Annotated in this window: 12 protein-coding genes and 1 tRNA gene; 9 read left to right on the forward strand and 4 right to left on the reverse strand. The window is 74.2% G+C overall.

Annotation, left to right across the window (positions count from 1 at the left end; translation table 11 throughout):
• Window positions 1-40 precede the first annotated feature (40 nt).
• The 5 genes from FE251_RS01190 (at window position 41) to FE251_RS01210 (ending at window position 6,364) form a co-directional block, all read left to right on the forward strand.
• Complete coding sequence (locus tag FE251_RS01190; protein WP_139947476.1) at window positions 41-1,645, forward strand: serine/threonine-protein kinase; 1,605 nt, start codon at window positions 41-43, stop codon at window positions 1,643-1,645.
• Between the two features lie 71 nt (window positions 1,646-1,716).
• The gene (locus FE251_RS01195) at window positions 1,717-2,196 is read left to right on the forward strand and encodes a hypothetical protein (RefSeq protein ID WP_139072789.1); all 480 of its coding nucleotides are present in this window, start codon (window positions 1,717-1,719) and stop codon (window positions 2,194-2,196) included.
• Window positions 2,197-2,283: 87 nt separating this feature from the next.
• Window positions 2,284-3,051 carry a DsbA family protein gene (locus tag FE251_RS01200; protein ID WP_139072790.1) on the forward strand — a complete coding sequence of 256 codons (768 nt, stop codon included), beginning with the start codon at window positions 2,284-2,286 and terminating at the stop codon, window positions 3,049-3,051.
• A 67-nt stretch (window positions 3,052-3,118) separates the two neighbouring features.
• A tRNA-Thr gene (locus FE251_RS01205) sits at window positions 3,119-3,194 on the forward strand.
• 464 nt (window positions 3,195-3,658) lie between these two features.
• Window positions 3,659-6,364, forward strand: a complete 2,706-nt coding sequence (locus tag FE251_RS01210) for an alpha/beta hydrolase-fold protein (RefSeq protein ID WP_139947478.1) — start codon at window positions 3,659-3,661, stop codon at window positions 6,362-6,364.
• A 103-nt stretch (window positions 6,365-6,467) separates the two neighbouring features.
• Here the strand turns inward: FE251_RS01210 and FE251_RS01215 are convergent, their stop codons facing one another.
• Entirely contained in the window at window positions 6,468-7,250 is a 783-nt protein-coding gene (locus FE251_RS01215) for an SDR family NAD(P)-dependent oxidoreductase (protein WP_139947479.1), read from the reverse strand.
• Between the two features lie 85 nt (window positions 7,251-7,335).
• Window positions 7,336-8,028: a response regulator gene (locus FE251_RS01220; protein WP_139072792.1), complete on the reverse strand. Its 693-nt coding sequence runs from the start codon at window positions 8,026-8,028 to the stop codon at window positions 7,336-7,338.
• Between the two features lie 125 nt (window positions 8,029-8,153).
• On the opposite strand from FE251_RS01220, the gene FE251_RS01225 reads away from it, so the two are divergent.
• From FE251_RS01225 to FE251_RS01240, 4 genes are all read left to right on the forward strand, one after another.
• Window positions 8,154-10,034 carry a sensor histidine kinase gene (locus FE251_RS01225; RefSeq protein ID WP_139072793.1) on the forward strand — a complete coding sequence of 627 codons (1,881 nt, stop codon included), beginning with the start codon at window positions 8,154-8,156 and terminating at the stop codon, window positions 10,032-10,034.
• Window positions 10,035-10,111: 77 nt separating this feature from the next.
• Window positions 10,112-11,182, forward strand: coding sequence for a fatty acid desaturase family protein (locus tag FE251_RS01230; RefSeq protein ID WP_139072794.1), 1,071 nt, complete (start codon window positions 10,112-10,114; stop codon window positions 11,180-11,182).
• A gap of 88 nt (window positions 11,183-11,270) precedes the next feature.
• Window positions 11,271-11,966, forward strand: coding sequence for a ribonuclease H family protein (locus FE251_RS01235; protein ID WP_139947481.1), 696 nt, complete (start codon window positions 11,271-11,273; stop codon window positions 11,964-11,966).
• Between the two features lie 37 nt (window positions 11,967-12,003).
• Complete coding sequence (locus tag FE251_RS01240; RefSeq protein WP_139072796.1) at window positions 12,004-12,480, forward strand: hypothetical protein; 477 nt, start codon at window positions 12,004-12,006, stop codon at window positions 12,478-12,480.
• Window positions 12,481-12,589: 109 nt separating this feature from the next.
• Here the strand turns inward: FE251_RS01240 and FE251_RS01245 are convergent, their stop codons facing one another.
• The gene (locus FE251_RS01245; RefSeq protein WP_139072797.1) at window positions 12,590-13,585 is read right to left on the reverse strand and encodes a HEAT repeat domain-containing protein; all 996 of its coding nucleotides are present in this window, start codon (window positions 13,583-13,585) and stop codon (window positions 12,590-12,592) included.
• Window positions 13,579-14,244, reverse strand: a complete 666-nt coding sequence (locus FE251_RS01250) for a HEAT repeat domain-containing protein (protein ID WP_139072798.1) — start codon at window positions 14,242-14,244, stop codon at window positions 13,579-13,581. The genes FE251_RS01245 and FE251_RS01250 overlap by 7 nt, the downstream gene beginning before the upstream one ends.
• Window positions 14,245-14,294: the final 50 nt, after the last annotated feature.

Here is a 14,294-nt window from a genome sequence, read left to right on the forward strand (position 1 = left end):
TACCCAGGGATGTCGCGGCGCGCCTGGGTAGGTTGAGGTCATGCAGGGGATCGAGGGCTACCGGCTCGTGCGGCGCATCGGCGCCGGCGGCATGGGCACGGTGCACGAGGCGCTGGACGCCGACGGGCGCCGGGTCGCGGTCAAGGTCCTCCACGAGGCGATCGCCGCTGACCCCGCCGCCCGGGAGCGGCTGCGCCGCGAGGTCGAGCTGCTCCACCGCGTCCGGGGCCGCGGCGTCGCGCGCGTGCTCGACGCGGAGGCCGACGCCGCGACCGCGTTCGTCGTCACCGAGCTGATCGACGGGCCGACCCTCGAGGACGACGTCCGCGAGCACGGCCCGCTCACCGAGGACGAGCTCGCCGAGCTGGCGCACGGTCTGGCCGAGGGCCTCGACGCGATCCACGCGGCCGGCATCGCCCACCGCGACCTCAAGCCGGGCAACGTCATGCTGTCCGCCGACGGGCCGGTGATCATCGACTTCGGGATCGCCCAGGTGGCCGACGACGTCCGGCTCACCCAGACCGGCATGGTCACCGGGACACCGGGCTACCTCGACCCCGACGTCCTCGCCGGGGGAGATCCCGGCCCGGCGGGGGACTGGTGGGCGTGGGCGGCCGTCCTCACCTACGCCGCCACCGGTCGCCCGCCGTTCGGGCGCGGGGGCATGCAGGCGGTGCTCGGGCGGGTGAGCACCGGCGTCGTCGACACCGACGGGCTGCCCGACCGGCTCGCGGCGGTCCTCGGGGCCGCGCTCGACCCGGAGCCGGCCCGCCGCCTGCCCCCGGGCGACGTCCTCGCCGCGCTCGACGGCGACTGGGACCGCCCGGCGCTGCGCGCACTGCTCGCCTCGCCCCCCGACCCGGTGACCCGCACCGACGTCCTGCCGCCCTCGGTCCCGCCGGCGCACACCCGGGCGCTGCCGGCGCAGGAGCCCTGGTACCCGCCGCCTGCGCAGACCTACGAGGCACCGGCCGTCGAGCCGTGGGACCGGCAGGCGCCCGAGCAGTGGCCGCCGCAGCCCGTGGCCGGGACGGCCGTCGCCCCGGCGGGGTGGGGCCTCACGCCGCAGGAGGTGCCCCCGTGGGCGGTGCCCCCGCGCCGCCGGGGCGGCACGCTCGCCGCGCTCGGCCTGGGACTGACGGCGCTCGCGATGCTGGCGCCGGGCGCGTGGGCCGTGGGGGTCCTCGCGCTCGTCGTCGTCCTCGGCGCCGTGGGGCGCGGTGCGGTGCGGCTGCGCACCGGGAGGCTGCGGCGCGGCCTGCGCCGCGGCGACACCGCGCGGGCCTGGCTCGCCGCGCCGGTCCACCTGCTCGGGGCGGCGCTCGCGACCGTCCCCGGCTTCCTGCTCGCCGCGCTGGTCGCCGGGGTGGGCGGGTGGGCGGTCCTCACCTTCACCTCCCCGCCCGCGGACATCCGCCCGTGGCTGCTGTGGTGCGCGGCGGCCCTCGCGCTGTGGGCGCTGTGGAGCGTGCCGCCGGCCGAGGGGACACGGGAGGGGGCGCGCGTCGTCCTCGGCGCCCTGCCGCGGCAGGCCCGCGTCGGCCTCGTCCTGCTCGGGCTCGGGACGGCGGCCGTGCTCGCGACCCTCGTCCTCACCGGTGCGCCCCCCGACCCGGTGTGGTCGCCGCTGCCGTCCCCCGCCTGAGCACCCGTCCGGATCCCGGGATCCCCGGCGGATCGTCGCCAGGCGGGCAGGGCGCCGCGTACGCTGACCCGGTGCGCCGCTCCCGCCTGGACGTGCGGCCCGGCCTCGTCGTGGCCGTGGCCGCACTGCTGCCTGCGCTCGCGGCGGTGCTCAGCGGCGCGGTCCAGGTGACCCGGTGCGTCTCGGTGCCCGGCGGGGTGGCCCGCATCGGCATCGACCTCGCGCTCCTGCGTCACTCCGAGGAGTGCCCCACGACGGGCCTCGCGCTCGGCGGGGAGAGCGACCGCGTGCTCGCGGTCGTCGTCCTCCTCACGGCGCCGATGCTGCTGCTCCACGCGGGCGTCCTGCTCGGCACGTGGGGGGCCGGCGCCGCGCTGCGCCGCTCCCTGGCCCGGCTCGCACGGCTGACCCCGTGGCGGCGGGTGCCTCGGCCCCGGCTGCTCGTCGTGCCTGCCCGGCGCGCCGCCGTCGGCCGTCTCGCCTCCTTCGTCTCGCGCGCGCACGTCGCCGTCCCACTCCTCCGCGGACCCCCGGCACCGCTGCCGGCCTGAGTGGTGCTCGCCCGCACGGGCGCGCACCGACGGTCACGCGACCACACCCCGAGGGCGCCGTGCGCCCGCCACAACCAGGAGCCATCCATGTCCAACGCCAAGGTGAACAAGCAGGAGCGGCGCGACGCCGCCCGTGAGCAGGCGCGCAAGCTGCGTGAGGCGCAGAAGCGCCGCGAGAAGCGCAACCGCCTTCTCATCATCGCCGGTGTCGTCGTCTTCATCGGCATCGTCGCCGCTGCGCTGTTCACGATCATCAGCAACGCCAACCGCTCCCCGCTCGAGGGCGTGGACGCCGAGCCCGCGGGCGTCAACGCGAGCGGCGCGATCCAGGTCGGCGCCGACGGCGTCGGGTCGGTCAACGAGGGCGCTCCCGTCGTCGACATCTACCTCGACTACCTGTGCACCTACTGCGCCCAGTTCGAGGAGCTCAACGCGGGCGTCCTCGACGAGCTCGCCGCGAACGGTGAGGCGACGGTGAACTACCACCCCGTCACCTACATCGGGGCCTCCGACTTCAACCTCCGCGGGGCGAACGCCCTCGGCGAGGTCGCGACGCAGTCGCCCGAGCACTTCAGCGCCTTCAACGAGCAGCTCTTCGCCGCCCAGGGCGAGGGCGGGGCCACCCCGCTCAGCGACGAGCAGATCGCCGAGGTCGCCCGCGAGGTCGGCGTGCCCGAGGAGGTCATCGAGACCTTCGGTGAGGGCCGCTACAACGACTGGGTCGCCGCCGTCACCGAGCAGTCCCGCCGTGACGGCGTCGGCGGCACGCCGACCGTCCTCATCGACGGTGAGGAGTTCACCGGCTGGCAGCAGGAGGGCGCGCTCGCCCAGGCCGTCGCCGACGCCGGGGCCTGACACCTGGCAGACTTTGCCGGGGCGGGACCGCACGGTCCCGCCCCGGTGCCGGTGAGTCCGGCACCCCGCCGCCTTAGCTCAGCTGGTAGAGCACCCGCCTTGTAAGCGGACGGTCGTCGGTTCGATTCCGACAGGCGGCTCCACGTTGTGCTCGCCCGCGCCCGGCGCCGTCGTCCGCGGGCGGCGCTTCTGCCCCGTCGCTCCGCCCGGGACTCCGGCACCGGCGGCCTCCCGGTGTGCCCAGGCCGGCCGCGCGTCCGGCCGTTCCCGACGGGTATCGCCGAGGAGCGTCGCGCTGTACCGTCCTCGGCATGGCGCCGACGGCGCGCCCACGGCCCGAGCTCGTCGATGAGGAGGGTGGTCCGGACGACTCGGGGCCGGGCGGGGGAGGACGAGGAGGACCTCGTCGAGGGGGAGAGCCTTGTCTCGGCTCACCCTCGGTCGCCCGGGTGGGCAGAGACGACTGCGAAACGCAAGGGAGCGTATCCAGATGGAGAAGCGAACCGGGATGCGCGGGCGTAGGCCCGTGACGTCGTTGCTTGCACTGCTGCTGTTGGTCGCGTCCGCTCTGGCCCTCGGGCCGGCCGCGGTCGCGCAGGTGTCGCCGATGGTGGAGGGGCCGACCGTCACGGCGGACCCGAGCTCGCCGACGGGGTACACCGTGACGTTCGTCTATCACAACCCCGATGCCACCCAGGTGCGCCTTGCCGGCGACCTGACCCTGCTCGACGTCGACACCGGCCGCACCACCCGGTACCAGCCGGAGGAGTGGGAGCCGGGGCGCTACCACGCGGGTGGGACGGAGTTCCTGCAGGACATGACGAAGGACGAGAACGGCTACTGGTCGGTCTCCGTCCCCCTGCACGCGGGGGGCCTGAGCTACTGGTACCGCGTCTGGGACCCGACGCAGGGGTGGGAGAACAAGCGCATCTGGGACCCCGCCTCCCCGCACCCGCGGCCCCCGGGCGACTCCTCCTTCCGGGTGAGGAACAACGACGTGCTCGACACGGTGTACGTGCCGTACGCGCCGGTGCAGGACGACCCGGTCCTCGAGGCGCGGGCCGCCTACGAGCTGCCGGCGGCCGACCCGGCGCAGCGGGGGACCGTCCAGTACGTGCCCTACACGACCATCCTCGGCGACGAGGGTCACCACCTCGGCGTCTACCTGCCGGCCGGCTACGACCCGGACCGGGCGGAGCCGTACAAGGTCGTCTACCTCTCCCACGGCATCTTCGGTGACGAGACCGACTTCATGGTCCCCGTCAACGTCCCGAACATCCTGGACAACATGACGGCGCGCGGCGAGATCGAGCCGACCGTCGTCGTCACCATGGGCAACCACTTCACCGGGACCGACCTCGGCTTCGGCTCCTACGACCGCCTCAACGCGGCGAACAACCTGGTCGAGGTCATCCTCCCGTTCGTGGAGGAGCGCTACAACGTCTCCGACGAGCGTGAGGGGCGAGCCTACGGCGGGTTCTCCTACGGCGGGTCGACCGGCGGCTTCGTCATCGCCAACCACCCGGCGGCCTTCGGGTACTTCGGGTTCTTCTCCGGCAACCCCACTCTCACCGAGGCGAACTACGACGACCTCGAGGCTGCGGTCGGCACCGGGGACCTCACCGTGTTTCTCGGCAACGGGGTCTTCGAGGGCGGGCCGGACGCGCACAACGCCATCGCGGAGAGCTTCCGCTCCCGGGGGTTCACCGCCGCGACCGCCCAGGTCCCCGGTGCCCACGACGGGATGACGGCGGGCCAGCTGTTCACGATCTTCGCCAGGGACCACCTGTGGAAGCAGGAGACGCCCGGCGGCGCGGTGGACGTCTCCCTCGAGACCGACACCCGGTGCGTGGTCGGGCGCGCCGTCCAGGTGGTCCAGGTGACGAACGGCTCCGACGCGCCCGCCCAGGTCACGCTGTCCTCGGCCTACGGCTCGCGGACGGTCACGGTGGGGGCCGGACGGTCCACCGCCGTCACCTTCAGCACCCGGCTCGCGTCGGTGCCCGCGAGCGAGGTGACGGCGACCGCCGTCGCGGACGGGTACGAGGGGACGACGGTGACCGCGCCGTACGCCGCCTACGACTGCGGGCTGCAGCACGGGATCCAGGGGGTCGTCCCCATCACCGAGATCCTCGCCTACGGGCAGAAGGTCACGGCGGTGGCCGTGGAGTACTCGGTCGACGTCGACCCGCGCGGGCTCGACCTCGACACCTTCACCGTCTCGGACAGCCTGTACAACTTCCGGTTCAACCCCATCGCCGACCTCACCGACCCGACCAAGAGGGCCGACCGGACGATCACGGCGGTCTACACGAACGACACGCCGTCGCTCGAGGCCGACCAGGAGTCCGACCGCGGCCGCTACGTGATCATCGAGCTGGACCCGATGGACCCGGGCGGCAGCACGGTGATGGCGTGGCAGGGCGGCGTACGGGTCAACCCGGACCTGCAGACCCGCGTCCTGCAGAACGAGGCCGTCCACGTCTGGGCAGCGGATGGCGACGGGCAGGGTGCCGTGCTGGCCCGGGCGTCGGACGTCGCGCGCGCGCCCACCCAGCCCGCGGTGAACCTGCTCTACGACGACTTCGTCCACGAGCGCTTCACGACGAGCACCGGTACCGAGGTGCCCTACGCCTACTGGCTGCCGGAGGACTACGACGCGACCAAGGAGTACCCCGTCGTGGTGATCCTGCCGGGGCACGGGCAGGGGTACATCGAGAGTGCCGACGGCACGAACAACGAGGGGGTCCAGATCGCCTCCGACATCCCGGCCGTCGCGTGGCTGCAGGAGGAGTGGACGGAGTCGGAGGAGGACGTCGTCGTGCTCGCCGTGCAGAACCGGCGGACCGGCAGCGGCACCGACCAGGCAGAGGCGATGGTCGAGGTCGTGAACGCGTTCGTGGACGAGTTCTCCGTGGACCCCGACCGCATCTACGGGTCGACGGTGTCGTACGGGTCGGTCCTGGCCTGGGCCGCCCTGACGGACCACCCGGGGCTGTTCGACGCCATGCTCGTCACCGGAGGCTTCGGTGCGAGCGAGGAGCAGGCGGCCGCGATCGCGGCGTCGCGCACTCCGGTGTGGGTCACCCACGGCACCGGTGACCACCTGCTCAACGTGGTGACCACCGGTCAGGCGTCGTTCAACCGGATCTGGAACGCCTACATGGCAGCGGGCCTGACCCCCGCGCAGGCGACCGCGCTCGTCAAGTACACCGAGTACCCGCTCTCGGCGTTCTACGAGCCGGACCAGCACCTGGCTGCGGCGCCGACCTACGAGGACTCCTCCATCCTGAGGTGGCTGCTCGACCAGTGACCGGCAGGGCGCACGCATGAGGGGCCCCCGGCGGGTGACGGACGGACACCGTCCGTCACCCCGCCGGGGGCCCTCTTCGTGCGCGTCCGGGTGACGGCTCGGCTCACATCGTGCGGGAGTCGCCGTACTCGACGCCGCCCGTGATCGACCATCCGCCGTCGACGAGGAACACCTGGCCGGTGATGAAGCTGCCCTCGCGCAGGACGAAGGCGACGGCGTCGGCAAGCTCCTCCGGCTGGCCCCACCGACCGATCGCGGTGGTCCCCGCGCTCGCGGCGGCGCCGGCCGGGGTCGCGAGCGTGGCGGCGTTGATGGTCGTCTCGATCGTGCCCGGGGCGACGACGTTGATGAGGACGCCCTGTCGCCCGTACTCGACGGCGGCCTGCCGCGTGAGTGCCTCCACCGCTCCCTTCGCGGCGGAGTAGGACGCGAGACCCTGGAGGCCCTTGTGGGCGGCGAGGGAGGAGATGTTGACGATCCGGCCGCCACCTCGCGCGATCATCGAGGGGATGACCGCCTGCATCCCGAGCCAGACGCCCTTCGCGTCGACGCCGAGGACGTGGTCCCAGGCCTCCTCCGTGAGGTCGACGACGGTGTCGGCGCTGATCCGGTTGACGACCCCGGCCGACGCGGCGAGGTAGTCGACGCCGCCGAACTCCGCGACGACCTCGTCCATGAGCGCCGCCCAGTCCGCGGGCCGCGCGACGTCGAGGGTGCGGCTCACCGCGGTGCCGCCGTCCGCGACGATGGCGGCCACCGTCTCCTCGGCGCCCTGGATGTCCGTCGCGACGACGACGACGCCGTCGCGGGCGAGCCGTGCGGCGACCGCACGGCCGATGCCGCCGAACGCGCCGGTGACGATGGCGACCGGTGCTGATGTGCTCATGGTTCCTCCTGCTGGAGTGGTGGGACCTCCAGTCCTATCAACAGTTGTAGGAGGAACTCCGGGACCTTCAGGGCTACGCCGTGCCTCAGCCCTGCGGCCGCACGAGCCCGCTCTCGTAGGCGGTGATGACCATCTGGGTGCGGTCGCGCAGACCGAGCTTGCCCAGGATGCGGCTCACGTGGGTCTTGACCGTCTGCTCGGCGACGAACAGCTCGCCGGCGATCTCGCTGTTGGACTGGCCCCGGGCCACCAGGCGCATGACGTCGAGCTCGCGCTCGGTCAGCGGCGTGAGGGAGTTGTCGGCGCGCGGCGGTCCGACCGGCCGGGCCGCGAAGTCCGCGATGAGCGCGCGGGTGACCTTGGGGGCGAGGAGGGCGTCCCCGGCGGCCACCACCCGGACCGCGTGGACGAGCTCCTCGGGCGGTGAGTCCTTGAGGAGGAAGCCGCTCGCGCCCGCGCGCAGCGCGGCGAAGACGTACTCGTCGGCGTCGAAGGTCGTGAGCATGATGACGCGCGGCGGCTCGCCCGGCGCCTCGAGGATGGCTCGGGTGGCGTCGAGCCCGTTGACCTTCGGCATCCGGATGTCCATGAGGACGACGTCGGGCCGGGTGCGGCGCACGACGTCGGTGATCCCGAGCCCGTCCTCCGCCGTGCCCACGACGGTCAGGCCCGGCTGGGCGTCCAGCAGCGCGGCGAACCCGGCCCGGATCATGGACTGGTCGTCGACGACGAGCACGCGGACGGGCGTGTCCTCGTCGGCCGGAGGATGAGGGAACATGGCCCCAACCTAGTCGGCACACTCGCGGCGAGACGTGTCGAGCCAAGGTCTGCCTCCCCGGTAGGGGGAGTGCCTGGCTCCCGGGAGGGACGCGAGAGGAAGGCGGTGACCGTAGCGTGCCGGGTATGGAAGGTGCGACCGTCACGACTGCCGCGCGGGTCAGCCGTGTGCGCATCCTCGTCGGGCGGCTCTGGCACGACCTCGCCTACGTCATGCCCGGCCTGCCCCTCGCCGTCGTGAGCTTCGTCGTCCTCCTCACGCTCACCACCGTGTCCCTGGCGACCGTCGTGGTCTGGGTGGGCGCCGTCCTCATGCCGCTGGCACTGGCGGTTGCCTCACGGTTCGCGGGGCTGTCCCGGCGCCGGCTCCGGGCGTGGGGCGTGAGCATGCCCCCCGCGCGCTACCGACCGGTCGGCAGCGGACCGCTCGGCACCCTCCGGCTCCTCACCGACTCGCGCCGCTGGCTCGACTTCGTCTTCGAGTCGGTCGTCGCACTGCCGCTACGGTTCCTCACCTTCGTCGTCGCGGTGGCGTGGGCGGGCGTCGCCCTCGGTGGCCTGACCTTCTGGATCTGGGCGCTCGTCATGCCGGAGGCGGCCTCCGGCTGGCCCCACCTGCTCGGCTCGGTGCTCATCGGGGTGCCGCAGGGCGGGTGGGGGGCCTACCTCCTCGACTCGGGGATCAACCTCGTCCTCGGCGCCCTCGCCCTCCTCGCCCTGCCGACCGTCGTCCGCGGCCTGGCCGTCGCGGACGCGCTGGTGACCTCGGCGATGCTCGGCGGTGACGTCGAGCAGGACCGCGGGGAGGTGCCGGGGGACGGTGCGCGGCTGCCCGCGGTCAGCGCGACCGCCTGGGCCTGGGTCGGCGCATCCTTCACGGGTGCCGCGCTGCTCGCCGTCGAGTGGCCCGTCCTCGTGATCGTCTACGGGCTGAACCCCGCGCTGGCGATGGTCCTGGCCGCGGGCCAGAGTGCCGCGCTCGTCCTGGCCGTGCGGTGGGCCTGGCCCGCCATCGGGCTGTCGACCCTCTCGGCTCTCGGCACCATGGTGGCCACGTCCGAGGTCGCCACCGACTCGTCGGCGCCCTGGCCCTGGCCGGTGCCGGCGCTGGTCGGGTACTGCCTCCTCGTGGCGCTCATCGGGCTGCGGCACCGGTGGTTCTGGGCAGCCGTGGCCTGGACGGCCGGCGCCGCCGCGACCGTCGTGGCCTTCCTCGTCGTGGGGGAGGTGCCCGACGCCGGACTCGCGAACGGCATCGTCCTCCTCGCGGTGAGCGGCGGCCTCGCCCTCCTCGGTGCCCTCGGCAGGCTGTGGACCAGGAACACCGACCGGGCCGAGGAGGCCGAGCGGCTCGGTGCCGAGGAGGCCCAGCGCCGTCGCGACCTCGAGGAGCGCAACAGGATCGCCCGCGAGCTCCACGACGTCGTGGCGCACAGCATGTCGGTCATCAACGTCCAGGCATCGACCGCCCGGTACCGCAAACCCGGCATGAGCCAGGACGTCCAGCAGGAGTTCGACGACATCGCCGCCTCCTCACGCCAGGCGCTGGAGGAGATGCGGGCCCTGCTGTCGATCCTGCGCAACGACCATGACGCCCCCACGGCGCCGGCGCCGCGGTTGGGCGACATCCCCGAGCTCGTCGAGGCCACGCGGGCCTCCGGTGCCGCCATCACCTACGCCGGGACGGGCCCGGACGTGCCACCCACCGCCGGGCTCACCGTCTACCGGGTAGTCCAGGAGGCGCTGAGCAACGCCCTGCGGCACGCCCCCGGCGCGACGATCGACGTCACGACCGCCGTCGGGAACGGGGTGGTGGCGGTGAGCGTGGTCAACGCGGCCCCGAAGGGCAGGCGGGAGCCCGCGCCGGGCTCCGGGCTCGGCCTGGCAGGCATCCGGGAGCGGGTGACGGCGCTCGGCGGCACCGTGTCCGCAGGGCCCACGGCCCACGGGGGCTTCGCCGTCGAGGCCGCGGTGCCGCTCGCCGGTGCCGACACGGACGGGGCCTGACCCCGTACCCGGGTAGGGGGCGAATGTGGCTCCTCAGTGTGACGCGCGCGACGACACCTCGTCCGTACTGTCCGACCATGACCACAACGCCGACCACTCGTCCGCCTCGCCAGCGACCCGTGAACGACTTCCTCGAGCTCTCTCGCCGGGTCAAGGCCGCGGGACTCACGGGACGCAGGTACGGCTGGTACGTCGGTCGCGTCCTCGCCCTCACGGCCGCCTTCGCGGGAGCGTTCGCGCTCCTGCTCACCCTCGGGCGCACGCCGTGGCAGCTGGCCGTCGCGGTCCTCTTCGGTGTGCTGTTCACCCAGGCGGCCTTCCTCGGCCACGACGCCGCGCACCAGCAGGTCTTCAACTCGAGCCGGCGCAACGAGCGGATGTCCCAGATCGTCGCGAACCTCGTCGTCGGCCTCAGCCACGGCTGGTGGGCGCGCAAGCACGGCAAGCACCACGCCGACCCGAACACGATCGGCAAGGACGGCGACATCTCCACCGGCGCGCTCGTCTTCAACCCTGAGGACGCCCCTGGGCGCACCGGCGTGCTGGGCTGGATCACCCGGCGCCAGGGGTGGCTGTTCTTCCCCATGCTCACGCTCGAGGGGCTCAACCTCCACTACAGCGCGGTGCGGACGGTCGCCGGCCAGCGTGACCTGCCCGGCCGCGGGCTGGAGATCGCGCTCCTCGCCGTGCGACTCATCGGTTTCCCGGCGCTGCTCGTCGTCGTGCTCGGCCCCGGGCTGGCGGCCGGGTTCCTCGCGATCCAGCTCGTCGTCTTCGGTGTCTACATGGGGGCGACGTTCGCTCCCAACCACAAGGGCATGCCCCTCATCAGCGAGCGGGACACGGTCGACTTCCTCCGCCGTCAGGTCCTCACCTCCCGCAACATCCGCGGGGGCCGGCTGACGACGTGGGCGATGGGCGGTCTCGACCACCAGATCGAGCACCACCTGTTCCCGCGCATGCCCAGCGTCAACCTGCGCCGGGCCCGGCCCCTGGTGCGGGAGTACTGCGAAGAGAAGGGGATCCCGTACAGCGAGACGGGACTCATCCAGGCCTACGGGATCGTCGTCCGGTACCTCAACCGCGTGGGCCTCGGGGAGGCCGACCCCTTCGAGTGCCCGATCGTCGCCAAGTACCGGCCGTACTGACCCAAACGCGGCGCCCCCGGCCAATGATGGCCGGGGGCGCCGTCGTGGTGAGGCAGGATGGAGGGCCGTCTGACGAGAGGACTCATCCGTGGCCGCATGGTCGACACAGACCCAGCTGGGCAAGCAGATCGGGCTGGACGCCCGCCAGGTGGGGGCGCGGCTCAGCGAGCTCGGCCTCAAGTCGGGATCCGCGGCCACCGAGGCCGCCGTGACCAAGGGCCTGGCGCGCCTGACGACCATGCGGGACGGCACCGAGTTCTACGTGTGGTCCACGGCCGAGGTGCTCACCCTCCTCGGCGGTCCGCGGGAGACCGCGCCCCCCGCCGCGACAGCGGCGGAGTCGGCCTTCGACCTCGTCTACGCCACCGACGGCTCGGCGATCCGCAACCCCGGTCCCACCGGCTGGGCGTGGGTCAACCAGCGCACCGGTGAGACGGGCGCCGGTGGCCTGAGCCACGGCACGAACAACATCGGCGAGCTGCTCGCCCTGCAGTACGCCCTCGAGCACGCCGGGCCGGAGGGTGACCTCCTCGTGCGGGCGGACTCCCAGTACGTCATCAACATCGCCACGACGTGGGGGCGCGGCTGGCAGCGTCGCGGCTGGAAGAAGGCCGACGGCAAGGTCCCGGAGAACCTCGAGATCGTCAAGGCGATCCTCGCGCTCCTCGACGCGCGCACCGGACGTACCGAGTTCCAGTGGGTCAAGGGCCACGCCGGGGACCACTTCAACGAGATCGTCGACCAGCTCGCCAACGCCCAGGCCCGGGCCGCGGGCGCGGCCTGATCCGCGGGCGTCCGCCGGCTCGAGGAGCGAGGAGACCGTGAGCATCGACGAGCAGGTCGAGCGGGCGGGGCGTGAGCGGCGCGTCCTCGTCGTCGTCGTGCTCCTCGTCGTCGGGGCCACCGTCGTCGGCCTCGCGACGTCGGTCCTCCTGGCTGTCGCGTCCGGGGACGGGGACGCCGTCGCGGGTGCTGCCGGAGCCCTGTGGTTGCTCGGGCTCCTCCTGCCCGTCGCCGTCGTGGCGCTCGCTGCCGCGCTCCGCCGCGATCCCGGCTCCTGGCTGTGGGCCGCCCTGGCCGCCGGGGCCGTCGTGGTGGCCGCGGGGCCGGTGCTCGCGCTGGTCGCGCACGGCGGCTGGGACGCCACGGTCCTCCTCGCCGGCCGGTGGGGCAGCAGCAGCGAGCTGAGCCTCACCGCGTTCGCGTGGCTGTCGTGGGTGACCGCGGCGGCACTTCTCGCCGGCGCCCTCGTCGGCCACCGGCGCCTGCCTGCCCCGCCGCCGAGCGCTGGATCCTGAACCGCCCGCGAGCCTGCGCTCCGGGGCGTGCAGGATCCAGCTCTCGGCGCGGGTGGGGCGGGGGCGCCGCATCAGGGGGAGAGGGCGGGTCGGCCGGGCGACGGCTGGGTCAGCCGGGCGCGGCGGTGCGGTGGAGGACGGCGCGGGCGGTGAGGGAGACCGAGCGGTCCTCGTCGCGGGCCAGGGCGGTCAGTGCCCGGCGGGCGCCCGGGCACGGCAGCTCGGCGAGTGCCTGGGCCAGCCGCCTGCGGACGGCCGGGGCGCCGTCCCGCGCCGCTGCGACCAGCGCGGCGACGACCTCCTCGGCCCCGACGGCCATCGCGGTGAGAAGACCGAGCGTCTCGGCGGCCTCGACGTCGAGGCGACCGTCGACCACCATCGCGACGAGCACCGGCACCGCCTCCCGGCCCCCGCGCGCACCGACCGCCAGGGCGGCACGGTCACGGACGTCCTCGTCCGGGTCCGCGAGGGCGGTGACGAGCGCGTCCGTCGCGGCGTCGTCCTCCACCGTCGCCAGGCCCGCCACCGCGCGCCGGCGGACCTCGGGGTCCGGTGAGCGGAGGCCCTCGGCGAGGGCGGTGAGCGCGCCCTCGCCGGCCCGGGCCAGCGCCCAGCCCAGCGCCCCCGCGACGTTCGTCTCGGTCTCGCCGAGGTAGGCATCGGCGAGTGCCTCGGCGGGCAGGTCGTGCGCGGAGCTCAGCGCCAGGCGCTGGCGCCGCCCGGCGCGCGGGTCCTCCAGTGTCCGGAGCAGGGGGAGGACGCGCAGCACCTCGTCCCACGCCCCCGGCGAGGTCGCGTCCACCCGGCGCAGCCGGGCGAGCAGCTCCTCGCCCTGCGCCACCCGCCGCTCGGTCTCGGCGACGAGCCCGGCGAGCAGGCCGGCGGGTGTGGACGACGGGTCGTCGAGCGCGCGGCGGACCTCGGCGAGCGACAGGCCGAGCGAGCGCAGGCTCTCCACGTGGAGGACCCGCCGGACGTCCTCCTCGGAGTACTCGCGGTACCCGCCGTCCGTGCGCCCGGTCGGCCGGACGAGCCCGAGGCGGTCGTAGTGGCGCAGCATCCGCGCGCTCACCCCCGAGCGGCGGGCGACCTCCCCGATCAGCACGGCGGCCGGGGAGCGGCGGCGAGCAGGACGGTGCGCGTCGCCTCGTCCAGCGCGTGGGAGAGGTCGGCGTCCGGGTCGGCCAGGAGCCGTGCCGTCGCCAGGGCGTGGGCCCGCGCCGCGTCCGTCCCGCTGCCCGCCGCGGTGGCCAGCGCGTGGTCCACCGGGGCCACCGGGGCCAGCGCCACCAGTGCGCGGCTCAGGCTCAGCCGGGTCTCGTGGTCGCCCCGGCCCAGCTCAGTCACCAGCTCCTCCACCAGCGCGGCCTCCTCACCCGGCGGGACGAGGACGACGGCGGCACGCCAGGCGCTGCGGGCCGCCTCGTCGTCGGCGTCGTGGAGCAATCCTGCCGGAAGCTCGCGCCACGCACGAGGGTCGCGGACCTTCGACAGGGTGTGCAGCGCCTGGCTGCGTGCCTGTGCGCCGCCGGAGCGGACCTCCGCCAGCAGCCGGGGCACCGTGAGGCCGGCCGGGTGGCGGGTGAGCGCCCAGGTGAGCATGTCCCGTACGAAGAAGTCCGGCTCCACGGCGCAGCGCCCGACGAGCGGGTCGACGAGCGCCGGGTCGGGCCGGGTCCCGGCGCCGAGGGCGGCGCGCAGCCGCGTCGAGGCGACGGGCGCCGAGAGCGCGGTGAGCAGCGGGCCGTGGCGGGTGGTGTCCATGACCCCCACCCAAGGCGTTGTCACCGTGTCAAGGTCAACGCCCGTCGCAC

The sequence above is a fragment of the Georgenia wutianyii genome (assembly GCF_006349365.1).
In the GTDB taxonomy this organism is placed as follows: Bacteria; Actinomycetota; Actinomycetes; order Actinomycetales; family Actinomycetaceae; genus Oceanitalea; species Oceanitalea wutianyii.

Coding starts and splice junctions, on each gene's coding strand:
- FE251_RS01225 (WP_139072793.1), top strand. CDS start 8,154: ATGGAAGGTGCGACCGTCACGACTGCCGCGCGGGTCAGCCGTGTGCGC.
- FE251_RS01200 (WP_139072790.1), top strand. CDS start 2,284: ATGTCCAACGCCAAGGTGAACAAGCAGGAGCGGCGCGACGCCGCCCGT.
- FE251_RS01210 (WP_139947478.1), top strand. CDS start 3,659: ATGGTGGAGGGGCCGACCGTCACGGCGGACCCGAGCTCGCCGACGGGG.
- FE251_RS01215 (WP_139947479.1), bottom strand. CDS start 7,250: ATGAGCACATCAGCACCGGTCGCCATCGTCACCGGCGCGTTCGGCGGC.
- FE251_RS01250 (WP_139072798.1), bottom strand. CDS start 14,244: ATGGACACCACCCGCCACGGCCCGCTGCTCACCGCGCTCTCGGCGCCC.
- FE251_RS01190 (WP_139947476.1), top strand. CDS start 41: ATGCAGGGGATCGAGGGCTACCGGCTCGTGCGGCGCATCGGCGCCGGC.
- FE251_RS01230 (WP_139072794.1), top strand. CDS start 10,112: ATGACCACAACGCCGACCACTCGTCCGCCTCGCCAGCGACCCGTGAAC.
- FE251_RS01220 (WP_139072792.1), bottom strand. CDS start 8,028: ATGTTCCCTCATCCTCCGGCCGACGAGGACACGCCCGTCCGCGTGCTC.